Source organism: Paenibacillus cymbidii, from assembly GCF_004764705.1.
GTDB lineage: Bacteria > Bacillota > Bacilli > Paenibacillales > NBRC-103111 > Paenibacillus_AN > Paenibacillus_AN cymbidii.
The window spans coordinates 84,375-107,759 of the sequence record NZ_SHLX01000020.1 but is presented as its reverse complement, the minus strand read 5'-3'; the positions used below and the strand labels follow the sequence as shown (position 1 = coordinate 107,759).

Here is a 23,385-nt window from a genome sequence, read left to right as displayed (position 1 = left end):
CTCGGCAGTTCGTTCGGACCCGGCGCAACTATACTTAAGGAGCGGCTTTGGATGAAAAAAAAATCGGCGTCGTCGGGATCGGGGCGATCGCTCATCTTTTCCATCTGCCTCATTACGCGCAACATCCGTTCGTCGAGCTCGTGGCGGTTGCGGACCAGGATTATGACAGAGCGCAGCAAACTGCGCAACAGTATGCTTGCCAAGCTTATGCCAGCGCGGAACAGATGTACGCCGATGCGGATTTGGACGCGGTCAGCATCTGCACGTTCAACGAGAGCCATGTGCGCTTGTCGCTGCAAGCGATCGCGGCTGGATTGGATGTACTTGTCGAGAAGCCGATGACGACGACGGTGGAAGACGCCGAATTGCTACAACGGGCCGCGGCCGCATCCGACCGGATCGTCATGGTCGGCATGAGCAGACGTTACCGCGACGATTGCCGCGTCTTGCAGAGCGTTGCCGCGTCCGGCGAGCTCGGCGACATTTATTTCGCCAAGGCGCGCATTTTACGCAGACGCGGGGTGCCGCTCGGCTGGTTTACGTCCATGCAGCTGTCGGGCGGCGGGCCGATGATGGACATCGGTGTTCATGCGCTGGACGCGGTGTGGTGGATGATGGGGATGCCGCAGCCGGACAAGGCGATGGGCAAGCTGTTCCGGCGCATTGCGCCCTATGCCACTAAGGATACGGGCAGCTATGAAGCCCGGTCGAGCGACAACAAGCTGCAGCCGGTCTACGACGTCGAGGATTTGGGGACAGCTTATATCACGTTCGATAACGGGGCGGCATTGACTCTCGAAGCAAGCTGGGCGGTCAACGGCAATCAGGACGACGCGATGAAGATCGAGTTGTTCGGGACGAAGGGCGGCGCCAGCTTGGAGCCGCTTACCTTGTTCAAGGAATCCAATCGTATACCGGTCGATTCCCGGCTGTCGGTGACAAAGAACGACCACTACAAAGACGAAATCGCCCATTTTGTCGAATGCGTCCTGACGCGGAAGCAGCCGTTGTCCGATGCGTCGCAAGGCTGCGAAATCGTCAAAATGCTCGACGCGATTCGCCGGTCGTCGGAGGCAAACGACGCGGTAACAGTCGTCTGACACGAGCGGGACATTGACCAACAATAGAGACGGGGAGAAGCAGGATGAAACTGGGGATTAGCTCGTATAGCTTGAGCAAAGCGATCCAAGCCGGAGAAATGACGATTGTCGACGTGGTGCAATGGGTGGCCGACAATGGTGGGGAACACCTGGAGATATGCCCGATCGGGTTTACCCTTGACGATAACCCGCATTTGCTGGAGGCGATCCGCCGAAAGGTCCAGGAGACAGGGATTGACATTTCCAATTACACGATTGCCGCCAATTTCATCCAGCCGGGCGAAGCGGGCGTTGCGGCGGAAGTCGCCCGCGTCAAGCGGCAAGTCGACATCGCCGCCGCGCTCGGCGTCAAGCGGATGCGCCACGATGTCGCTACGCGTCCGATCGGCGAAGCGACGATCACGAACTTTATCGCTGATTTGCCGATCGTGGCATCCGCTTGTCGGCAGGTGGCCGACTATGCGGCCCCACTCGGCATCACGACAAGCGTGGAAAACCACGGCTATTATGTACAAGCAAGCGATCGCGTACAAGCGCTCGTTCAAGCGGTGGACCGCCCGAACTATCGGACGACGCTTGACGTCGGAAACTTCCTTTCCGTCGACGAAGATCCTGTCGCAGCCGTGAAGCGCAACACCGCGATCGCTTCGATGGTGCATGTAAAAGATTTTTATGTTCGGCCTGCCGATCGCAATCCGGGCGACGGTTGGATGACGACGGCAAGCGGCAACTATTTGCGCGGAGCGGTCGTCGGGCACGGGGACATCGACATGCGGGAAGTGCTGCGTGCGATCAAGCGCGCGGGTTACGACGGCTATATTTCCGTCGAATTCGAGGGGCTCGAATCGTGCACATACGGCACGAGAACAGGATTGGACAACGTGCGTCGCATCTGGCAAGAAGTGTAGCGCGAAGGGAACATGGGACCCGGCCACCGACAAGTTTGAACAGAACGGAACATTAACATGATTAACGAGTTGAATGATAAATGCATGAATGAAAGGGGATTCGAATGTCTGCGCTCTCCCAATCAATTGCCAATCTTGAGATCGTCGATACCGGTATCATTTACCGCAATCCGCTACCGTATGTTTACTCTCGCCATGCCTATTTTCCGTCGGTGATTCAATTGGCCGGCGGCGACTTGCTCGCATCATTTACGGTAGGGCAAGCGTTTGAAGCCGCCGACCTGCACACGGAATTGTCTCGCTCCAGGGATCAAGGAGTTACGTGGGAGCATGAGGGCCGGTTGTATCCCGGCACAGCGGACCGAGTCACATCGGATACGTGCCGGTTGTCCCATGGAGCACACGGTGAAGTGATCGCCTATGTAATTCGCCACAATCGATCCAGGAAAGATTGCGGATTCGTTAACCCCGGGAATCTCGGCTTTGTCGAAGTCGAGCAGCTGTTGTTCCGGTCGTCCGACGAAGGGCGTACATGGAGCGAGCCGCAGTCGATCGAGCCGCCGCTGGTCGGGCCGGCTTTCGAGATGACTTCGCCGATCGTGCCGCTGCGTAGCGGTACCTGGATTTTGCCTACTTCCACCTGGAAAGGCTTTGACGGCTATTGCCCCAACGGAATGAAAATGGTTGCCTTTCGATCAGAGGATCAGGGGAGATCCTGGCCGGCATATACGGATGTAATGGCGGATGAAAGGGATGTCGATATTTTCTGGGAGTCCAAGATGGTCGAGTTGTCCGACGGCAGAATTTTGGCTGCTGCCTGGGTATACGATAGGCAAGCGGGGAAGGACCGGGACAACCACTACGCCATTACCCGCGGAAAGAGTATCGATAGTACGTTCACGGAGCCACGATCATGCGGGCTGCAGGGACAGACGCTGAATTTCATGGAAATATCGCCGGGGCAAGTGCTGACGGTTTACCGCCGCACGGATGTGCCCGGACTGTGGGCCAATCTGTCCCGAATTGCGGGTGACGAATGGGTGAACGAATCCGAGCGTCCGCTATGGGGGAGCGGCCAAGCCGGGTTGACTTCCAATTCCGGCAACATGGCGGCTGATTTCATAGCGCTTCGGTTTGGCGCCCCCTCGCTGATCCGTATCGATGCCGGCCTTATTTTCGTCAGTTTCTGGGCGGTGGAAGAAGGAGTAGGCAATATCCGCTGGATCAAGCTTCGGGTGATCGATTAACGAAGGTTAGCAGGTTGAAATTAAATAGGATTACTCCGACGGATTTGAGAACTGGGAGTTGAAATACTAACGCCCCTTGGCCTGCACAAGGAGAACCTTATCGGTTCAACGTATGCGTGGCTAAGGGGTACTTGATTTAATCGCGGCCGATCAATGGACGAGCTGTGAAAATAAAAACAGGCCGTTCCGATGGGAAGGCCTGTTTTGTCGCTGTGCAGCCTATTTTACACGATGGATTCAAATGGCGTCTTATTTGCCGGTAAGCATCCTGACGGCTTCCTTCATCGTTTCGCGAATCGTGACGACATCGGAACCGTAATATTTGTCCGTGTCGAGCAGATGGACGTTGCCGTTTTTGACGGCGGGCAAGTTTTTCCAGAATGCGGATTGCGCAATTTCGTCATATGCCGTTTTGTCCGCTCCTTCGCCGCGGACGATCAGGAACAGGTGATCGCCGGCGAACTGGGGCAGCTGCTCCATGGAAATGGCGATGGCGGATCCGTTTTTGTTTTTGGCGATTTCGGCTGCGACCGCATCGGGCGCCTTGACCTGCAGGCCGGTGTTCAGCATGTAGCCGGCGAAGTTGCGGTTCAGGTAAATGCGCAGACGGCCTTTCTCCACGCGGAAGATAGAGACGGTTTGATTGCCGAGCGCCGTCTTCACTTGCTCCCGCGCCGCTGTCGTTTCCTTGTTGTAGCTTGCGATCCAGTCGCGGGCTTCCTGCTGCTTGCCGACCAGATCGGCGACTTTCGAGAAGATGTCGTTGATCGGATCTTGGTCGAACGAAATGTAGTAAACCGGCGCAATTTTGGCGATGTTCTCCATCTGTGTCTTGTAGATGTCGAGAAACACCGTGGAGGCGATGACGAGATCCGGCTTCAGTTCCAATATTTTCTCCGGACTCGGCGGATCGCCGATCCGTTCGACGCCTTTCATTTGCGCTTCTGTGAAGACAACCTTGAATCCGTTCTCCCCCGAACCGATCGGCGTTACGCCAAGCGCCAGCAATTCTTGAGCGAATTCGCCGGCGACGATTCGTTTGGGCGACGTCGGAATGACAACTTCGCGCTTCAGGTCGTCGACGACGGTTCTCGTGGCCGGCAACTTGCTTGCCTCGGGCGACGGCGAAGCGCTGTTCTTGCCGGAACTGCCGCAGGCGGCGAGCAGCAGACTCATAACGACGGCGAGGGCGATAAACGGCAGGCGAATCTTGTTGACAACCAACATCATGACCTCCATTGCGAAAATGATTCTTATTCTCAGTACGTATTGTAGCGTGGATCGCGGCAGGTAATCCATGGACGCTCATTGCATCTGTGATGGATATTTGTGATGTCTGTCGTTTCTTGCGGTGAGCAGCCGCGCCGCTTGCTCCATTTGCCTTGCGATGGAGAGTGGATCGAACGGCAGCCATTGCTTCGCCTCGATCGGGTACACATTGCCAGACAGGACGGCAGGAAACGACCGCCATATGCCGGTGTCGGCGATTTGGAGCCACAGCTGCTTGTCCGCTTCCGTGCCGAGTACGACGAACAGATGCTCCGCCGCATAGTAGGGAAGCTCCTCCAGCGTGATGACACTGGAATGGAACGTGCCATTGCACCAGCCGGTCATGGCGATTCGTTCCGGCGGGGTTACCTGGAGCGAGCGGTACAACGGGTACCCGATAGTTTGAATTCCGTACATTTGCAACAGTCCTTCGCGGATGCGGATGACGGCGACCCTTTCCCGTCCGATTGCCGCTTTGACTTGCTGACGAAGTTGATCGCGTCTTGCTTCATATTGCTCGATCCAAACCGCCGCCTCCCGCTCCTTGTTCAGGAACGCGGCGATACGGGGAAACTGTTCGTAGATCGGTTCGTCAAACATTTGAAATTCGCATACGTTCGCGATGGACTTGAGCGTACGATTCCAATCTTTGCGCGGCGAAATAACCTGATCGGGCTGCAACGCGAGAAGACGGTTCATCATGGCGTGCTGCCCGTCGGCCTCGTGGATCATGTGCGGCGTGCCGCCGGTACCCTCGCTGCCGGCAAAATCGGCGCAAGCGGCATTAGCTGCGTACGGAACGACGCCCAGCGCGAGGCAATGACCCAGACAGTCGATGGCGATCGTCCTCGATGAGGGGCGATCGGTATAATGGGAGGGAGCGACGCCGACAGTTTGTTTGAAACGGCGGCTGAAATGGTACGGGTCGGGGAAGCCGACTTTGCGTGCAACGTCGAGAATCGAAGCATTCGCCTGCGCCAGCAGCGTCTTCGCTTTCTCCATGCGCGCGTTCGTCAGCCATTCGCTTGGACTCATGCCTTTGCACTTGCGGAACATGCGTGAATAATGCTCCGGATGCAATTCGGCGATGGAAGCGAGCTTCTCCCGCGTGATCGGCTTGTCCAGATGCTCCTCCATGTAGCGGATCGATTTTTCTATTTTATCGGCCGGTTTTTCCATTGCGAGCTGCATCGTTCTGTCTCCTTGCCTCGATGAGAATCATTATCACCTTCGTTGATTATAGCATAACGCACGCTATTATCGATATGGTGGCGGCATGGACGTGGACCGATTATACCCACTTTTGATTATGAACGATCGGGGCACCGTCAATATACAGGTAAGCAGCAGTTGTTGACAGCAGCAGCGAACGAACATGCGGCGATTGAGCGAACGAATTTTAGTTATTCAGCCGTGCATATTGTTCAATGGCCTGCTTCCGATTCGCAACGCCCAGCTTGCGATACACATGCCTGCAATGCTTTTTTGCGGTTTCGGTTGTTATGGCTAACACGTCTGCAATCGTTCGATTGGAGGCTCCTTCAATAAGCAACTGAAACACGCGCTGCTCTTGTCGCGTAAGGATGGCTGTGAGTGCAGCGTTCGCCGTTCTCTCTTTGCCTTCTTTGGGAATCCGCATCTTTTGGAGCAGCGTGGAGGCAAACGCATCCAGTTCCCGATTGTTCTGTTGTCGATTGCGCTTGTTATGGTCAAGAAGCAGGTCGGTCAATGCCGATCCTTCGTCGTTTATCATCTGGACATATCCCTGCGCATGTGCTTCCGACAAGGCGCGGTTCAGTTTCTCCAACGCCCGTTCCTCTTCCCCTTGCATGCGGTGGATTCGCGCCAACAAGAGATGCGCTTCGATTAAATCTTTCGGATGGTTGACCAGCAAGGAAGCGTGAAGGAGCGTTTCCCCGAGCGTTAACGCTTCGGACGTTTTCCCGATAAATAAGTACGCCCGCAGCAAGACGAACGCTTCGAACATCCGATCCGGCGGAACGGAAGGAAGCGAGCGGATGGAAGCCGTTTTCATCCATTGTCTTACATGACGGATATCTTGTTCTTCGATCCTCAGCTTGGCTTCGCACGCATCGACAACCGCAAGACCTTCTCCGAGTTGGAGCGGAATCAATTGGTTCCGCGCCTCACGAAGCGCAGCCCATGCCGCTTCCTTCTCGCCTTTGCTGTATTTCAGCTGCGCCCATGCCAGATAGGCGGGAACGAACAAGCCCGGTTTGTTCAAATCCAAACCAAGCTGCAAGCCTGCCCGCAGATGCTCCTCCGCTTGCATCAGCATTCCCTCTTCGTAGCAGCATTCTCCCATACAGACCAACATGACGGCGAAGGCCGTATCTTGCCGCCCCCAACGCGGAATGCAATATTCGCACGTGACCCGAGCGGATTGGAGTACCCCGTAATGCCCGTATTTTCCTCTGAGCAGAGAGGCGGTATGCGGATGGAAATAGAGCGCGTGACGATGCAGTTTGCCGGGACCGCCAAGTTCATCCGCCGCCCGGATCATATACTTCAGACCAAGATCGGTCTCTCTTCTGGAAAAGTGGATCATGGATCGAAGGGACGCCAAGTAACCGTTCAGTCGTTCACCGGTAGGGGGAAATAGGATATCCGGATCTTCTGCTACTACTTCGTTCAGCAAATTGACGACATGTTCGGCGGCATTGATCCTGCGCGCGTGAATCAGTTTATTGGCGTACATGACGGCAAGTCCCGGACGCTCCGTCAATTCGGCTTCCGTAAATCGTTCGAGCTGAAGCTTCAGATTGCTGTCCCTCATCAGTTCAGCCGCGTACTTAAACAGCAGATCGGCTGCCTGCCTCCGATAGCCTCCGTCCTGCAAGTGCTCGATCGCCTTGAAGATTTGCCCTGTCTCCTCCATATGAATCGCGCATTTCCACATCAATGCCGAGTAAGTCTCTCCGGACGATTCCCGTAATTCCCGTTGCAAAAAATCCGCGAACATCGGATGAAATTGGAACTGGCCCGGTTGATGACGCGCAGGGAACAAAAACCATCCTTCCCATGCCAATTGTGCAAGGGTCAAGGCAGGGTTGATGGTTTCCGTCAACAGCTTGGCGAGCGTTTCGTCCGGCTGCCGGGCGACCGATAGGTGCAGCAAGGCGGCTAACAAGTCAGGAGTGCCTTCCGTTCGAATCAAATGGCGGAAATATGCCGTCGTTTCTTGCCGTGCCTGGCCGTGATAATGCGGATCGCCGCTCCGGTAACCTTGATTCCGAACGAGGGAGAGATAGGCGTTTGCTCCAACGAACCATCCTTGCGAGCGTTGCATCAAATCGCCGATTTCAGACTCCGTTAAACGGACCGATGTTCGTTGAAAAAGGTAAGCGTACAATTCCTTGTCCGTTAAAGCCAGATCTTCGGCGTCAATATAACCGGTTTCGTCGATTTCGGTCGGTCTAATGCCGGTATCTGCCACCTCTCTGCCGGACAAAATAACATGGAGGTGCGGCGGACTGTATCGGAAGAATAACGTGAGGAAGCGCACTATGGAAGCGTTGCGAATCGATTCGAAGCCGTCCATTACGATCAAATGCTGCTTCTCGATCCGGTCCAGCACGGCAATCCATTGCGCCGCAATAGGTTCAAGCTCCAATGGCAACCGCTCCGAATCCGTATCCATTATTCGTCGTGCCCAGCTTGACTGCTCGTCTTCGGACGGAAAGGGAAGCGTATGCACGAAGTAGAAGAGGAAGCGCCGCAGCTCGTTGTCGTCCGCATCCAGCCGAAGCCAGCGAACGTTGAACCGTTGGTTGTCCGCCCAACTTTGCAAGAGGGATGTCTTGCCATATCCGGCGGGAGCCGTAATGACGGTCACGTTGCGCTTCCATGCCGCGCTTAGCTTGGAAAACAGCCGTTCCCTGAGCAGCGGCTGGGGAATTGGCGCCGGCGGAATTAATTTAGCGCGGAACAACCGGTAGGATTCATCAACGGATGCGGAAGAGAACATTTCGACTCCTCATTGTCTTTTTTATGTCAATGTGTACACTCAATCCTTCTTCGCTCTTGTCAGTAGGGTACAGTTGCGTTGTTCTACTACAACTAAAATATATCAAGAAACGCAGTAGATGAAAATAGATCCGTTGATAGGGGGTATATCCATCTGAATAAAATACCCCCAAGGGTGAATTGTCCGATAAAAGTAGGCAAAGTAAACTTAGAATGAAAATTTGTCGAAATGGGAGGGAATTCGCAAAGAATGAAAAAGATTTGTCTATACATACTCATGCTTTCGATCGTCATGCAGCCTCTCGCGGCGTCCTTCCGGACAGGGACGGCTCTTGCCGCTCCAAGCGGCGGGGGCAGCGGAGCGGATAGCGATCATCCCTATATCATCCTGACCCCTGAAGATCTGTCCTACATTCGCAATGAATTGAACGCTCACTATAAACTGGGGGCGGATATCGATTTGGCCGGGTATGGCGAGGACGACGGAGGCTGGTTGCCGATCGGCACCTATGTATCGCCTTTCACCGGAACGTTGGACGGCAACGGCTATACGATCCGCAACCTGAAGATCGAACGTCCGCTCGTGGATTACGTCGGGTTGTTCGGCGTGGTAGCCGCAACCGGAAAACTGGCAAATATCCAGTTAGTTGACGCGCAAGTCAGCGGCGATTCTATTGTCGGCGGGTTAGTCGGTGAATTGAGCGGGCAAATCTCGAACAGCTGCGCGGCCGGCACTATAATCGGCAATGCTCGGCAGATTTACGATCCTTTTTTTGGGTATATACTCGGCGGAGGCACTAACATCGGCGGCTTGGCAGGTCGAAGCTATCAAGGGCAAATAACGGAATCTTGTGCGAGTGCAAGCGTAAACGGAAGATTAAGCGTCGGCGGCCTGACTGGCGAAAACTTCGAAGGAACGATAACGAACTCCTACGCGATCGGCGATGTAACGGCATCGCAAAACTACGCGGGCGGTCTGGTCGGCATGCAGCAAGGCTACGCTTCCTCGACTTCGAACGCTTTTGCGACGGGAAGCGTTAGCGCGTCCGCTTACAAGGGCGGTTTGATCGGGTTTAACGCGGCCGGCATTTCAACGTTGTCTTCCGTATTTTGGGACACGGGTACTTCAGGAACGTCAATCAGCGACGGTGGAACAGGCAAATCGACGGCAATGATGAAGCAGAAGGAAACGTTTTATGCCTCTGGCTCGGGGTGGGACTTTACAAGCATATGGGGCATCAGGGAAGGGGAAAGTAATCCGTACCTGCTGCCGTTCCAACCGAGCATAAACATTAATTTGCTCGCGAGTACGCCTTATGGCGCTGAGTTGGCGGTGACGGGTACGATATTGGATTTCAGTATCGGAGAAGCGTTGACAATCGATTTCGCGGTCAAGAATAGTTTGAACGCGACCGTATCCAGCACAACCTATCATACTTACGCGAGCGGATCGGACCAGTCGATTGCCCGATCGATATCGCTGGCCGGGTTGCCCAGCGGATCATACACGCTGCATATCGCGGCTGCGGATACCTATCATACGGCTGTCTCTGCACCGCCGCAGACTTTCTTCGTGGACGCCGACCTGCCGATTATCGCCTTCGGGACGAATGGCAACGACAGCTGGGCGGAATCGGCATCGACGTCGGTCACGGCGACCGATTCCGGAAGCGGGGTAGACGGCGGCTTGCTTCGATACGCATGGACGACCGATACGTCCGTTCCGGCTGCCGGATGGACTTCATTCGCCAATGGGGCCACGTTAACGAAGAGCGATGCCGACGGAGAGTGGTACTTGCACATTCGGGCAGAGGATATGGCAGGCAATGTGGCGAACTTGCGATCGAATCGTTTCCGGCTGGACAATACCGGCCCGTTGATCTCCATTGAGATGACGAAACCCGATTCGAGCCTCTATACGGATAACTCGTGGACGAATCGGACGATAACCGTCTCTGCAGATGCATCGGATACGAACAGTGTAACCACTGTCACGTATTCGCTTGACGGCGGAGCGGCGTGGAACAGTTATACGGCCCCTATCGTACTCCATAATGGCGGTACCTATCCGTTCGTTGTAAAGGCTGTCGATCAGACGGGCAACGAGTCCGTGCACAACCGTACGGTGAACATCGATAAGACGGCGCCGGTTATGACGCTCGTCGGACCGTCGAGTTTGCGGCTGACGGCCGGCGGCGGGTATACGGAAGATGGGGCAACGGCGACGGACGCCGGCGGTTCGGGAGTCAACGGGCCGATCGCGGTGACCGGAACGGTGTATACATCCGCGCCCGGAACCTACGTCTTGCGGTATAACGTATCCGACTTGGCGGGTAACGCTGCGGCGGAGGTTACGCGCACAGTCTTCGTAGACCCGGCGGATTCGCCGGCAGCGTCCCCGAGCGGCGGCAACGTGACCACGCCTGCCGTGATGAAGCCGTTCATCGATCAGAACGGCATCAAGATGGACCCTTCTGCGATAGATACGGCCAAGCCGTCCGTTACATTGGAAGTGACGCCGAAGGACGGCGTCGCCTATATCAGCATTCCGGCGGCCGTTTTGTCCGACTTGGAAGGCAGCAACGCCGAATTTTTCATCGAAATCAAAGCACCATACGGCAGCTATCAAGTCCCGGTCCATATAGCGTCGTTAATCCCGGGCTTGGAAGATTTGCTTGCTGCGAACAAGCTCCAAGCCGAAGATATCAGCTTCAAGATCACTTTATCGGACAAGTCCGGCAATAAGGAAATTCGGGAAGCGTTGGCAAACGGTTTGCCGAACGGCTCCATACGGGGCGCAATCGTCGATTTCCATATCGAGATCATAAACGCGAAAACCGGTCTGTCGATCGGCCCAGCCGATACGTTCAGCAAGGCGCTCACAAGGATGATTCCGATGCCGAAAGACATGTCCGTCATGCCGGAGCAATGGGGCGCGTTCCGCTACGACGAATCGACGAACAAGTTTGCGTTTGTCGCAGCCAATAAGATGCAGATAGAGGGCGTATGGTATGTGTTGATTCGTTCTTATTCGAACAGCGTGTACCTTGTGGCGGAAAATTCAGCGAGCTTTGCGGATATGCAGAAGCATTGGGGCAAATCGTTCGTGGAGCTTGCCGCGGTGAAAGGGCTTGTCGAAGGCGTTGGCGGCGGCATGTACGATCCGGACCAAGCGGTGACGAGAGCCGAGTTCACTGCGATGCTTGTCCGGGCGCTCGGACGGGGGACGTCGAATGTCAGCGTCGCGTCATATGACGATGTGCAACAAGGCGCATGGTATGTTGGGGAAATAGCCGCTGCAAAGGAACTCGGGCTGTTGGGCTTTGCGAACGGCAATCGGTTCAAGCCCGATCAGCCATTGACCCGCGAGGAAATGGCGAGCATGCTCGCGGCCGCCATCGGCATCGAGAAGCTCCCGCTTACCGAGGATAGGGAAAGTTTGGACGGTTACAAGGATATTGAAAGCGTCGGTGCAGCCTTCCTGGAGGATGTTCGCTTGATGGTGATGCTCCAAATCATGACGGGCACAGGCGATGATACATTCAGTCCGAAGAGTGAATCGACACGTGCACAAGCGGCGGTCGTCTTCATCAGAACGCTCCAAGCGCTGGGGATGATCGACTAATTCATCGGGCAGCAATCGCTTCCGCTCAAAGTCATCGATTCGCGCGTCATACTCGTAACAGATTATCAGTATTTTTTGCTGGGCTGTAACAAAGGAGATACTTGTGCCAGTGGCGAAATATCTAACGAAATGATTCATGGAGCAAACGGTAGACCGATGAATTCCCGGATCGGCTTTCGTCTATAAAAACGAAAGCATCAATGACAACAAACCAATTTGACGATGAGGTGTTTAAAAATGGCATTAACGTCCACATTCACGAGCCTCAATCTGCCTGTAAACAACGTAGAACAATCGAAGGCGTTCTTTATCGGACTCGGATTCGAGCTCAACCCGCAATTCCCCGATAATGAGAAGTCGGTAGCCATCGTGATCGGCGACAACCTGCAGGTCATGCTGCTCACCAAAGAACTTTTAAAGTCGCTCACGCAGAAGGAAACCGTTGATACGGAAAAGTATGCGCAAATGACGATCGCATTGGCCTTCGAGAGCCGGGAAAAGGTGGATGAAATCGTGAATACTGCGGTCTCCTTGGGCGGGAAATCGTACGAAGAACCTGAGGATTATGGATTCATGTATCATTGGGCCTTCGAGGACTTGGACGGCCATATGTGGGCAATCAACTACATGAACACGGAGCCAGCTCAAGGTCAAGGATAACGAAGAGCGCACTCATACTTGGATTAACAAGGGAAGACGCCGGGCACTTCGCCGGCGTCTTCTTTGCGAAGATTAGTTTTGTTCGGAATAGGCTTTGAAATTGTCCATAATAGTGCAGCGGTCCAAACAGTACAAAACCACGCTGCTGCCCGAAAGCAGCGTGGCGCATATGCCAATCGTTACGAAGCCGCAGCGCAAGCAGCAGCTATTTACCGATCATCGAGCTCAGCACTTGTTTGGCCGCGTCCACTTGAGGAGCGCGCGGAAGCACGAGGGCATACAGCACTTCCCCTTGGTACCCGGCATCTTTTAACCATTTGGCATCCGTCACCGGCACGCCGTACAAATGCATGCCAGGCTTGACGTCCGGCTTCTTCGGATCTGGCTCCGGCGTAATGACGCCGTCCGGGTAAAGGGCCGGATCGAACACATCGTCCAGGACGACCAAACTGCCTTGCAGGGCGAAATTGACGAACTGTCCTCTCGGTACGATCACGATGCCGTTGTCGCCAGCGGCGATCTCGACCATCAGCTTCTGCAAATTGAAAAGCGGGCTCGCCTGGACGGAAACCGTCGGTTTCTCGCCAATCAAGCCTTGCAGCGACTGTTCCAGCTGCCGGGCCGTTTCCGGCGCCATGCCGCTATTCGGCATGATGAATATCGGCACATCCGTCTTCGATCCGCCGCAGCCGGCCAATACCGCCAGCAGCAGAACAAGAACCGTCGCGCAAACCCATCTCTTATTCATAATAGCCAATCTCCCCGAATTTCCGGTTTTTCCCTCTTATTTTAGCATAGAGCAGAGTTCCCCAACAATCGAAAGGAAATCGGAGCGAATGCCCCGGGTTCGCCTGATGGAGAATAGTTGAAACCGTCCCCAAAGAAACAAGAAGTGAAAAGCAAGGTGCGCTCCAAAACGAAAAATAGTTAGTTTGGGTGATCCATCTTGAAATGCCGCGCAGCCGCATACCGCTCATGCTTGCACAATCCTTCCTTGTTGACAGCCGTTTTCTCCATGTTACGGGAATCCCGATTCCGAAGCTACTGTTGCTTTCCATCATTCCCGTCGTTCTATTCGGAACGATTATCTACAAACTTGGCACGCATATGGTGCAGGAAGAGATCCATCGGTTCGCCGAAAAAAATCTGGCCCAGATCATGTACCAGACGGAGACGCGGATGCGGAAACACCGACAAATAGGTAAGTACCGGTCGCTGTTCGCCATTGTCCGTTATTTCCCGCGGCGCCACCCACAGTCGTTGTTTTTTCTCCGTCGTCATCTGGTCCAGCTTGTCCAGCCATGACTCATCGCTGAAAAGCCGCTTTTCCCCCAGCTTGGTCAGCAGCTTACTCGTAAACACCAATTGTTGCGGGATATGAAACAGATAGACGGAGTCGATGTAGTCCACCGACGTTTTCATGACGGCGAGGCTAGCGATCAAATTGTTGGCGGCGAACGTCGTGCCAAGTGAAGGAATCATGCCCGTATTGACAATTTCCAGTGTGGACGGCTGCAAGCTGAATTGGTTGGCCAGTTGCTCGATATTCCGTTGCCGTATTTCGCCGATCGGCCCAAGGCTGCACTCATCGTGAATATGAAAGCGGATTTCCTCGACTCGATTATCGGCAGCTTGCCGATGGAGAAGTCGGGAACGCTGCTTGTGTATAACGAGCAGCATACGCTTATATCTGCCACCGGCGGGATCAACTCGTCGAGCCGACTGGCTCTCGGCGTTCAAGCTGAACTGGACAATGAAACGACGCTGGAAGGGACACGTACGCTGCAAACGCGTGGCCTATTCGTGTCGATGATGCGCTCCTCCTACACCGGCTGGACTTACGTCGTGACGGTACCAGCCAGCGTCCCTCGTCAAAGTGTCGATTTATTCAAGCGGCTGCTTGTCTTTATCTCGATCGCGCTGGTGGTGTTGGCCATTCTTTCTGCCTATTTCAGTCATAACCAGTTTCAAAAACGGGTTCGCCGCGTAGCGGAACGGTTATTTCCCCCAGGGCAAACCAAACCCGGCGATACGCCGCCAATCGACGGTTCGCTCGAGAACATGGAACATCACATTCTCCAGTTGGTGCAAGAGAACATGGACAACCGCATCCTCGCCCAATCACGTTTGCCGCTGCTTCAGACCCATTATATGTACGCCGCTATTTATGGCAATGCAGTGGATTTATCGAAGATCTCTGGTCAGGATACGCGAATCGGATTGTTTCCGCACGCTCGTTATGTCGTCATTGTCGTCGAAATGGACTTGGGATCGGGCAACGCACGGTTTTCCGGCGAAGATCCCCTGTTCTCGTTCGCCGTGACGAATATTGCAGACGAGCTGGCGAGCCGCAATCGGCAGACAATGGCCATTGGTACGCTGCTAACCAATTGGCATGCCGTCATCATTCTCAACATGGCTGAAACCGCCTCTGTCGAACAGGAGGCGGTGGCATTCGCCGAACAATTGCGTACTGTAGTCAAACATTATTTGAAGATGACCGTTACCATCGGCGTCGGCACGATTGTCGAGGCCATTGCCGACGTTGCCAGCTCTTACAGAGCGGCACTGCAGATTCTGCAAGGCAAATGGGGTCAGGCGGGAGACACTGTGCTGACGCTGCAAAGCACATCCATTATGGAGGAGAAACTGATTCCGTATCCATCGACAATCGAACAGCAACTGCTCGCCGCTTTACGGGCAAGAGATTTGACTCAGGCCCGACTGCAGCTTGATGCGTTCCGCCAGGCGCTCGACCAAGAGAATTGCCCGCCGGCCACCATAAAGACCTGCTGCATGCAGCTGCTTGTCGCCGTTGTCCGACTGGGGCAAAGCTACCATGACGACCTGTCGCAAGTATTTGGCGGCAATCCGTATGAAACCTTCTTCCAATTGAAAACACTTTCCGATGTCGTGCGCTGGATGGACGTGACGTTGTTCCCGGCGATGCATTCGTTCCTTGAATCCGTAAAACGGAGCAAAACAGCCTACTTGATCGAACGAACGCTGGAGTTGATCGAGGAACGATATGCCACCGACTTGTCCTTGCAACTGGCCGCGGACGAACTTGGCATCAGTCCGTCGCATTTGAGTCAGCTGTTTAAGGAGGAAACGGGCGAATCGTTTATCGAGCGCGTGACGAACAAGCGAATCGAAAAGGCGCAGCAACTGCTGACGCAAACCGATCTGCCACTGGTTCTGGTGGCGGAGGCGATTGGCTATACGAGTGTGCAGCAATTGTTTCGCGTGTTCAAGAAGAAGTTTGATATCACGCCGGGTGAATACCGCGAACATCAATCGGGAACACCGGAGCGGACACAACACACCCCTTAACAATGCCGGATGCATGCCTCACACCCGCCAAATAAATGTGAATGGCGGAGGAATCGGAATGCAAGTACCGTAGGAGGTGCCGAACGAGTCGAGTCGGCGCGCCTGTGGCCACAAGCGGCAATAAAACGAAAGAGGGGTGTGAAGGTGGCGAGGTCAACGTTGTTGCGGCATGACGAGGAAAACAATCACGCAACTAGCGCGGCAGCGGGACGAATGATCGCCAGGCAACATGCGAAGGGGGCGCTTAGGCGAACGATTCGTTCCTACCGCGCGCACAAGTATGCCATCATCATGTTTTTGCCGGGATTTTTGTTGTTTCTGCTGTTTCATTACGTCCCCATGTACGGGTTGCTCATTGCGTTCAAAGACTACAAGCTGACGAAAGGCATTCTGGGAAGTCCGTGGGTCGGAATCGACAATTTCCGTTTTATGTTCTCCGGTCATGGGCTGACGAATGCGTTGCGAAATACGGTTGTCATTTCGCTGTTGAAATATGTGTTTGTGTTCCCCGCGCCGATTGTACTCGCGATCTTGCTGAATGAGGTGCGCTTGGTCGCTTTTCGTCGGGTTGTGCAGACCGTCTCGTATTTGCCGCATTTTTTTTCATGGGTGATCTTGTCCGGCATTTTGTTCACCTTTCTCAGCCGCTCAGGCGGGTTAAATCAATTGCTCGGCTTGATCGGGATCGGACCGATCGATTGGCTGATCGACCCGGAGAAATTTTATGGCGTTATCATCCTTTCAGACATTTGGCACAGCATAGGCTGGGGATCGATCGTCTATTTTGCGGCATTGGCGGCAATCGATCCGACGCTGTACGAAGCCGCTATTGCGGATGGAGCAAGCAGATGGCGGCGCATCTGGCATATCACGCTGCCCTCGATCACACCGGTCATCACGACGATGCTGCTTTTGTCGATCGGTCATTTCCTGTCTGTCGGCTTCGATCAAATTTACAATTTGACCACGCCTACGACATCGAGTATCGGCGATATTCTCGACACGTACGTACTGCGCAGACTGCTGTCCATGGATTATCAACTGGGTGTGGCGGCCAGCATATTCAGCTCGGTGTTCGGCTTGCTGCTCGTAATTGCAGCCAATCGGCTCGTCAAATGGTACAACGAAGACCAGGGCTTATGGTGAGGTGGCGATATGGCCAAACGAACGACAGGCGAAATCACATTTGATTGGTTCAATGCGGCATTTTTGCTGCTGCTCGGTTTTTTTACGCTCTATCCGTTCCTGTACACGCTGACGATTTCGCTCAGCAACCCGACGGACGCCCAGTTGCCCGGCCTTCATCTGATTCCTTCGGCACCGACGCTGGATTCGTATCGGAAGGTGTTTACGCAGCAAGGGATCGCGCTGGCTTATGGGAATACGATTGTCCGTACCGTGGTTGGCGTCGCGTTTACGCTGTTGCTATGTTCGTTGACTGCGTATCCGCTGGCCAAACGGACGTTCCCGCACCGCAAGTGGATTATGCGGCTGTTTGTGTTCAGCATGTTGTTCAGCGGAGGTGTTATACCCGGGTACTTGCTGATCAAGCAACTCGGTTTGCTCAATACAATTTGGCCGTTGGTGTTGCCTGGTGCGGTCAGTGCGTTCAACGTCATCGTCATGCGCAATTTCTTTGAGGCGATCCCGAGAGAGGTGCTCGAATCGGCGACCATCGACGGAGCAGGCGAGTGGACCATCTATCGAGCCATTATTTTGCCGCTTTCGCTGCCGGTTCTGGCTGTCGTGGCGCTATGGGCGGGTGTCGGCCACTGGAACGCCTGGTTCGACGCCATGATTTACATTCAGGACAGCAGCAAACAAGTGCTTCAGTTGTTTGTCCGCCGAACGGTAATCGAAGAATCGCTTCAGCTTGCGACTACACAGGAACTGATGCGGCGTACCGAATATACGTCCGAGACGCTCAAAGCGGCAACGCTGATGGCAGCCACTTTGCCGATTCTGCTCGTGTATCCGTTCATTCAACGCTATTTTGTCAAAGGCATCATGCTCGGCTCTGTCAAGGGGTAACGCGCAGACGATCAAACGATAACGAAAGAGGGATGTTTCCATGTTTCGGAGAACATTGGGACGGGTCGATGGAACACGTTTATTGGCGGTCGCCGTATTGAGCACAGCGGTTCTGGCCGGCTGTTCGTCCAACAACACGTCCAACACGTCGAGCGGCAAGGAAGCAAGCGTCGCGCCTTCCGCCACGACAGCTTCCCCAACAGCAAGCGCAACACCGAAAGCGCCGGTCGAGCTCAAATGGCTGTTTCGCGGCGGCATGCTGGAGAATGCGGAAGCGCTTGCTTATGTGAATCAGAAATTCAACGCCGTCATCAAGCCGACGGTTGTGCCCGCGGCCGATTACGTAAACAAGCAGCAGCTGATGTTGTCGTCAGGCGATGTGCCCGATGTCATGCTTGTGCTCGATCCGAATACGCTCAAGAAATATGCGGATCAAGGTCTGCTCGCCGAAGTGCCGGTAGATACCATTGCCAAGTACGCGCCGAAGGTGAAAGCCGCGCTTGACAAAGATGCTCCGCAAGGGTGGTTCTATTCCGCCCAGGGAGGCAAAAATTACGGCTTGACGACGTTGTACACCGGCAACTATACGACCCCGGTCGAATGGCGGACCGATTTGTTGGAGAAAGCGGGCATCACCAAGGTGCCGGCTACCATTGACGAAATGACCGCTGCTTTCGAAGCGCTGAAAAAAATCAATGTATATGGCATGAACACCAATGGCAATTCGTATTACGCCGCCTTCCAAAAAATATTCGGCGCCTACGGCGTCATGCCCACCCAGTGGATGCTGAAGGATGGCAAAATTGTCAACGGAGCGGTAGTGCCGGAAGCGAAAGAAGCGCTCACCTTGTTGGCCGACTGGTATAAAAAAGGCTATATCGATCCCGAATTTATTACCGGCAAAGACCTTGGCACGAAGTTCATCGACGGTAAATACGCCTTCAACGACAATGGCAGCGTCTTCGATCTGGACGAAACCAATGCGAAATCGGCCATAGCCGCGATCAAAAAAGTATCGCCGCAAGGCAAGCTTGCTTTCGGTACGATGCCCAAAGGACCGGCCGGCAAGATGGGCGGTTGGTCGTGGGGGACAGCCGGAAGCATCTACGTATTCGGCAAGCAGCTGGAGAAACAACCGGAGAAGCTGCAGAAGGCACTGGAAATTATGGAAAGCGCAATAACGGACGAAGAAACGTATGTAAGGTTGGCATACGGGGTGAAGGGGAAGCATTGGGACTTCGCCAATGGGCAAAACCTCGACGACGGCGTCAAACAGCTGTCTCCGTACGACGACACGGCAAAGCTGCAAGCCGAGGGGATTGCGTTCGGACAAACATTTTTCGGCGGCGTGGCAAGATTGGACCTGAACGGCAAATACACCGGAAAAAAAGTGACCGACATCAGCGAAGCATACGGCAAACCGGCGCAATGGGACGTATTCGGCAAGTCGGACATTCTTCCTTCTTCAGGAAAATATTGGGGTGATTTAACCAAACTGAAAACGGAAACGTATGCCAAAATCATTCGCGGCGATTTGCCGATCACGGCTTTCGATTCATTCGTCAAGCAGTGGAACGATATGGGAGGCGCCCAATTGGAGAAGGAAGCGAACGATTTGTACAACAGCTTGCATAAATAATCAATCCCGCTCCCGCGGATCGGCCGGCATGGAGAGGTTGGCCGGTCCCGGGCGCCGCACCGGATTCATTTCTATCAAACATGGAGGTGTACTAATGAAAAGAATTCGGTCACGCCACTTTTGGTTATTAACCATATGGGCCATGATTGTATCGGTACTGGGCATAACACCTGTCGCATCTGCCGATCCGGCCCACGAAGCGATCTACCGAGGCGAAGACAAGACGACGAACGGAAGCTGGAACGGCGTGTACGGCAGTGACGGGTATGTGATGCCGTTCTATACGACGACGTCAACGAATGGCAGGGAGGCGGGCTGGCCAACTTACAAGCCTGCGCATGCGGTCCAATTGCCATCGTATGTATCCGCTTACAGTATGAACAACAACAACGGTTACTGGGTTCGCAAAAATCCGAGTACGGATGCCAGAGCGCTTGTCGCGCCATCAGGCGTGACCCGCAAGCTAATGGATGCCGGGTCCGTCGACCATACGTTTACCGTATCCGGTGAGGAACCGTTCCTGTTTACCGTTTACTCCTATGCGACCATTACGCCGGCCATTAATCTGCGTTTGGAAATTTACGATCTGAGCAACCATTTGCTTGCTTCACGAACAGTCGTACAGAGCAACTTGAACGCAGGAATTTATTCCCAGTTTATGATTCAGGGCAGTTTCAAGCTGAAAGTGACTGCGAACGAAGGCGCTGCCAATACCCAAGGCTTCTTCTTCGATCCGGTTCCGGCATCGACGGTTTCGGTCACGTCGGTAACGTACGGCCTGCCGCGCAAAGCGATTGTGACATGGAGCAACAGCGATACGGACAACAAGATCAGCATCGCCCGCAAAAAACATGCGGACAGCGAGTTCAGCGAAATTGCCGTCGTGAACGGGACTGAAACGTCCTATGTGGACAACAATCTCGAAGCTGGCGCAACGTACGATTATGTGCTGCGATCCGTGAGCGGCAGGTTGACTTCTGCCGATTCGGCCACATACAGCGTAACCATTCCGACTTACCAGCCGACGACAGTCACATTGTCGCAGTATGCGTATACGCTGGACGGTCCAGTAGAATCGCTTATGATTCAGGCGCTGCTAACCGATGACGCGTCGGCGCCGATTGCCGGACGGACGGTTTATTTCGAATTGTCGGGCGAGCATGTCGGTACCTTTATCGGCAGCAGTCTTGGTTCGGCGGTTTCGGACGCTTACGGCGTAGCGGAGACGGTATATACATTCCCTTACGCTGGCGACTATACGATCCGAGCTTTTGTACTTCCAGACGATGTGAACGGTTTCGACAGCGGGGACGAAACGGCGCCGCTTACCGTGCAGATTACACCGTGGGCAGCGCCGCCGAAAATCATTCGCTTGTCGGATGCGGTATCGCCAGGCGGAGCGATATCGATCAATGGGTATGCGATCGATGACGACGAAGTCGAAGTAGCGATTGCTCCTGCGGACGGCTCCAGCGTATCTCCTGCCGAAGCGACCAAGCTTGACATTCTGCAAACGGATGCCGACGGTTATTTCGTCGTCGCCAAGCTGCCGGATGAACAAGCGGCCGGCGTATACCGGGTATGGGTAAAGAACGGTTATGGCTGGAGCGATTCGTTGCTGCTGAACGGACCGCGGCCTTTATTTTTGTCCGAGCGCGAGGCTAATGCCGGCTTGTCAATGAAGCTGGTCGGCCGCAACCTCGACGGTGAGGAATTTGGCGCCGCCCGGCACACGGCGGTCCGTCTGCACAGCGCGAGCGATACTGTGTACACGCAAGTGGTGATGGACGTCAATCCGTTTGCTGTCGATTTTACAGTTGGCGCCGACGTTCCGAACGGAACGTACACGGTGGAGATCAGCAACGACAATGGCGCGAACTGGACGGTGCTGGACAATGGCCAGCAGTTGACCATCGTCACCCCCGGCGCGGATCCGCTCGGTCTCGGTGTTGCGTGGGCGCGCGATTTCAACTGGAGCAACCAGTTGAGCGTGCTCGATTACGGCGCAGATCCGGGCGATGCGGCCGACGATACGGCGGCCGTACAAGCTGCCGTTGACGCGGCGCATACGGCCGGCGGAGGCGTCGTTTATTTCCCGTCCGGCACTTACCGGATCACGCGGATCAATATGCCGGCCAATATCGTATTGCTCGGCGAAAGCCGCCGTACTTCCGTACTGATGTACACGGGGAACGACACCAGCAAAAATTTCATCGAATCAACCGGCGACGGCATGACGGTGGGCAAACAAGGATTTGCCGAGCTGCGGGTGACGATGGACGAAACGACCGGGATACGACCGTCGTTTTTCTTCTGGATCGGCCACGATTGGAGCAAGTCAGCCGATCGCACCTTGCGTACGGCAAGCGAATTTTTCATGCACAATGTGGACATCGACTACCCGATCGATCCTGCCGGGACGACCGGACAGGGCAATGCGGTGTGTTTTATCGGTCACGAACGGTTGCTTATGACGGGCAACAGCTTCCGCGGCTTTGCGGCGACGATGAACGTCAGTTATGTGGATTCGTACTTCACCATCCGCGACAATCAGTTCGAAATGGCCAAGGGTACCGGAGGAGCGGCTCAAGGCTATGGGATCTTCGAGCACAAAATCACGATCGGCCATCCCGAGTACGATTATGGCCTGCACGGCCCGTTTATCGGCAACAACGCCTATGTGTACGACAATGTTGTGCAGAACGTTGGGTCTTTAGACAATAACGACGGCGAAGCTTTCGGAGCGGACGGATCGGCTTTCTGGGCCTACGGCGACGTGCTTGCGGGAACGGAAACGACGATTGAAACGGCGCCGGAAGCAGGCCCGCTTGTTGTCGGACCGCTGCGTGCCGCGCCGGCGCTTGTGTTGATCGTAGGCGGTCGGGGCATGGGCCAGTACCGCAATTTCGTCCATGCGGACGGCAATACGATTACCGTCGACAAGCCGTGGGATATTGTGCCCGATCGCACCAGTCAATTTTCTGTCGTCAATTCTAACGCGAACATTACGTTCTATAAAAATGCGGCGGTGAACAGCAGCGGACCGTTCCAGTTCTATGCACACGTGGCGGACGGCGTGATGAAGGACAATACCGGCGTCGATACGCAAGGATTTCAGGTGACGGCGCACGGGGCGCCGCGTACGGACGCTCGCTTCTATGTCCGGCTTGACGGGAACGTATTGCGCGGCGGGCCAAAGCCGGACAAACGGATTTATTCGCGCATCCATCTGGTTACGGGAGGCGATTACGGCACGATGATGTACGGCTTCGACATCCGCAATAACGTGTTGATCGGCAACGGGGACAATACGTCGCCAGTCGGCATTCTGATCCAAGTCGGACAGGTGCAGGCAGCCGTTCATCCGCAAACCACGCGCAATGTTACGGTAGAAGGCAATACGATCATGGATTACGACGCAGGCATCGGCGTTGGCAAAGGATCGGACGGCACGCTAATTTACCGAAATCATACGATTGGCGTTGGCGCGCTGACAAGCGGCACCGGCAGCGTCAATACCGTAACGCTAGAGAACGATTGATGCAGCTTCGCGGGAGGGAGCTATCCGGGATTTCGCTGCGATAGC

General features: G+C 54.6%; 15 protein-coding genes. 10 read left to right on the top strand and 5 right to left on the bottom strand.

The annotated features are described in order from the left end of the window. Positions 1 to 47 precede the first annotated feature (47 nt). The 3 genes from EXY20_RS24880 (at position 48) to EXY20_RS24870 (ending at position 3,255) form a co-directional block, all read left to right on the top strand. The gene (locus EXY20_RS24880; RefSeq protein ID WP_135554829.1) at positions 48 to 1,100 is read left to right on the top strand and encodes a Gfo/Idh/MocA family protein; all 1,053 of its coding nucleotides are present in this window, start codon (positions 48 to 50) and stop codon (positions 1,098 to 1,100) included. 44 nt (positions 1,101 to 1,144) lie between these two features. After that, on the top strand, positions 1,145 to 2,008 hold the full coding sequence (locus EXY20_RS24875) for a sugar phosphate isomerase/epimerase family protein (RefSeq protein WP_135554828.1): 864 nt from the start codon (positions 1,145 to 1,147) through the stop codon (positions 2,006 to 2,008). 104 nt (positions 2,009 to 2,112) lie between these two features. Then, complete coding sequence (locus EXY20_RS24870; protein WP_135554827.1) at positions 2,113 to 3,255, top strand: sialidase family protein; 1,143 nt, start codon at positions 2,113 to 2,115, stop codon at positions 3,253 to 3,255. A gap of 249 nt (positions 3,256 to 3,504) precedes the next feature. On the opposite strand, the gene EXY20_RS24865 is transcribed toward EXY20_RS24870, so the two are convergent. The 3 genes from EXY20_RS24865 to EXY20_RS24855 all read right to left on the bottom strand — a co-directional run bounded on the left by EXY20_RS24865 (position 3,505) and on the right by EXY20_RS24855 (position 8,512). Beyond that, positions 3,505 to 4,479, bottom strand: coding sequence for an ABC transporter substrate-binding protein (locus tag EXY20_RS24865; RefSeq protein ID WP_235886184.1), 975 nt, complete (start codon positions 4,477 to 4,479; stop codon positions 3,505 to 3,507). Between the two features lie 81 nt (positions 4,480 to 4,560). After that, positions 4,561 to 5,715 carry a helix-turn-helix domain-containing protein gene (locus EXY20_RS24860; protein WP_135554825.1) on the bottom strand — a complete coding sequence of 385 codons (1,155 nt, stop codon included), beginning with the start codon at positions 5,713 to 5,715 and terminating at the stop codon, positions 4,561 to 4,563. A gap of 208 nt (positions 5,716 to 5,923) precedes the next feature. Next, positions 5,924 to 8,512: a LuxR C-terminal-related transcriptional regulator gene (locus EXY20_RS24855; RefSeq protein ID WP_135554824.1), complete on the bottom strand. Its 2,589-nt coding sequence runs from the start codon at positions 8,510 to 8,512 to the stop codon at positions 5,924 to 5,926. 249 nt (positions 8,513 to 8,761) lie between these two features. On the opposite strand from EXY20_RS24855, the gene EXY20_RS24850 reads away from it, so the two are divergent. Together EXY20_RS24850 and EXY20_RS24845 are read left to right on the top strand one after the other, a co-directional pair. Next, positions 8,762 to 12,136, top strand: a complete 3,375-nt coding sequence (locus EXY20_RS24850; RefSeq protein WP_167859496.1) for an S-layer homology domain-containing protein — start codon at positions 8,762 to 8,764, stop codon at positions 12,134 to 12,136. 237 nt (positions 12,137 to 12,373) lie between these two features. Continuing rightward, positions 12,374 to 12,796: a VOC family protein gene (locus tag EXY20_RS24845; RefSeq protein ID WP_135554822.1), complete on the top strand. Its 423-nt coding sequence runs from the start codon at positions 12,374 to 12,376 to the stop codon at positions 12,794 to 12,796. 205 nt (positions 12,797 to 13,001) lie between these two features. Here EXY20_RS24845 and EXY20_RS24840 read toward each other — a convergent pair whose 3' ends face one another. Together EXY20_RS24840 and EXY20_RS24835 are read right to left on the bottom strand one after the other, a co-directional pair. Further along, a complete protein-coding gene (locus EXY20_RS24840; protein WP_135554821.1) occupies positions 13,002 to 13,544 on the bottom strand; it encodes a hypothetical protein in 543 nt (180 codons plus the stop codon). Positions 13,545 to 13,867: 323 nt separating this feature from the next. After that, positions 13,868 to 14,476, bottom strand: coding sequence for a hypothetical protein (locus EXY20_RS24835; protein ID WP_167859495.1), 609 nt, complete (start codon positions 14,474 to 14,476; stop codon positions 13,868 to 13,870). Between EXY20_RS24835 and EXY20_RS24830 the strand changes: the two genes are divergently transcribed. The 5 genes from EXY20_RS24830 (at position 14,459) to EXY20_RS24810 (ending at position 23,340) form a co-directional block, all read left to right on the top strand. Beyond that, on the top strand, positions 14,459 to 16,129 hold the full coding sequence (locus EXY20_RS24830) for a helix-turn-helix domain-containing protein (RefSeq protein ID WP_167859494.1): 1,671 nt from the start codon (positions 14,459 to 14,461) through the stop codon (positions 16,127 to 16,129). The two genes, EXY20_RS24835 and EXY20_RS24830, sit on opposite strands and share 18 nt — an antisense overlap. A 144-nt stretch (positions 16,130 to 16,273) precedes the next feature. Continuing rightward, positions 16,274 to 17,275 carry an ABC transporter permease gene (locus EXY20_RS24825; protein WP_235886183.1) on the top strand — a complete coding sequence of 334 codons (1,002 nt, stop codon included), beginning with the start codon at positions 16,274 to 16,276 and terminating at the stop codon, positions 17,273 to 17,275. A 9-nt stretch (positions 17,276 to 17,284) separates the two neighbouring features. Further along, complete coding sequence (locus tag EXY20_RS24820; RefSeq protein WP_135554818.1) at positions 17,285 to 18,160, top strand: carbohydrate ABC transporter permease; 876 nt, start codon at positions 17,285 to 17,287, stop codon at positions 18,158 to 18,160. Between the two features lie 97 nt (positions 18,161 to 18,257). Beyond that, positions 18,258 to 19,799, top strand: a complete 1,542-nt coding sequence (locus tag EXY20_RS24815) for an extracellular solute-binding protein (protein ID WP_167859493.1) — start codon at positions 18,258 to 18,260, stop codon at positions 19,797 to 19,799. A 94-nt stretch (positions 19,800 to 19,893) separates the two neighbouring features. After that, the gene (locus EXY20_RS24810) at positions 19,894 to 23,340 is read left to right on the top strand and encodes a glycosyl hydrolase family 28-related protein (protein ID WP_167859492.1); all 3,447 of its coding nucleotides are present in this window, start codon (positions 19,894 to 19,896) and stop codon (positions 23,338 to 23,340) included. The last annotated feature ends 45 nt before the right edge of the window (positions 23,341 to 23,385 follow it).

Coding starts and splice junctions, on each gene's coding strand:
- EXY20_RS24840 (WP_135554821.1), bottom strand. CDS start 13,544: ATGAATAAGAGATGGGTTTGCGCGACGGTTCTTGTTCTGCTGCTGGCG.
- EXY20_RS24835 (WP_167859495.1), bottom strand. CDS start 14,476: ATGCTGCTCGTTATACACAAGCAGCGTTCCCGACTTCTCCATCGGCAA.
- EXY20_RS24860 (WP_135554825.1), bottom strand. CDS start 5,715: ATGCAGCTCGCAATGGAAAAACCGGCCGATAAAATAGAAAAATCGATC.
- EXY20_RS24845 (WP_135554822.1), top strand. CDS start 12,374: ATGGCATTAACGTCCACATTCACGAGCCTCAATCTGCCTGTAAACAAC.
- EXY20_RS24855 (WP_135554824.1), bottom strand. CDS start 8,512: ATGTTCTCTTCCGCATCCGTTGATGAATCCTACCGGTTGTTCCGCGCT.
- EXY20_RS24875 (WP_135554828.1), top strand. CDS start 1,145: ATGAAACTGGGGATTAGCTCGTATAGCTTGAGCAAAGCGATCCAAGCC.
- EXY20_RS24820 (WP_135554818.1), top strand. CDS start 17,285: ATGGCCAAACGAACGACAGGCGAAATCACATTTGATTGGTTCAATGCG.
- EXY20_RS24870 (WP_135554827.1), top strand. CDS start 2,113: ATGTCTGCGCTCTCCCAATCAATTGCCAATCTTGAGATCGTCGATACC.
- EXY20_RS24810 (WP_167859492.1), top strand. CDS start 19,894: ATGAAAAGAATTCGGTCACGCCACTTTTGGTTATTAACCATATGGGCC.
- EXY20_RS24850 (WP_167859496.1), top strand. CDS start 8,762: ATGAAAAAGATTTGTCTATACATACTCATGCTTTCGATCGTCATGCAG.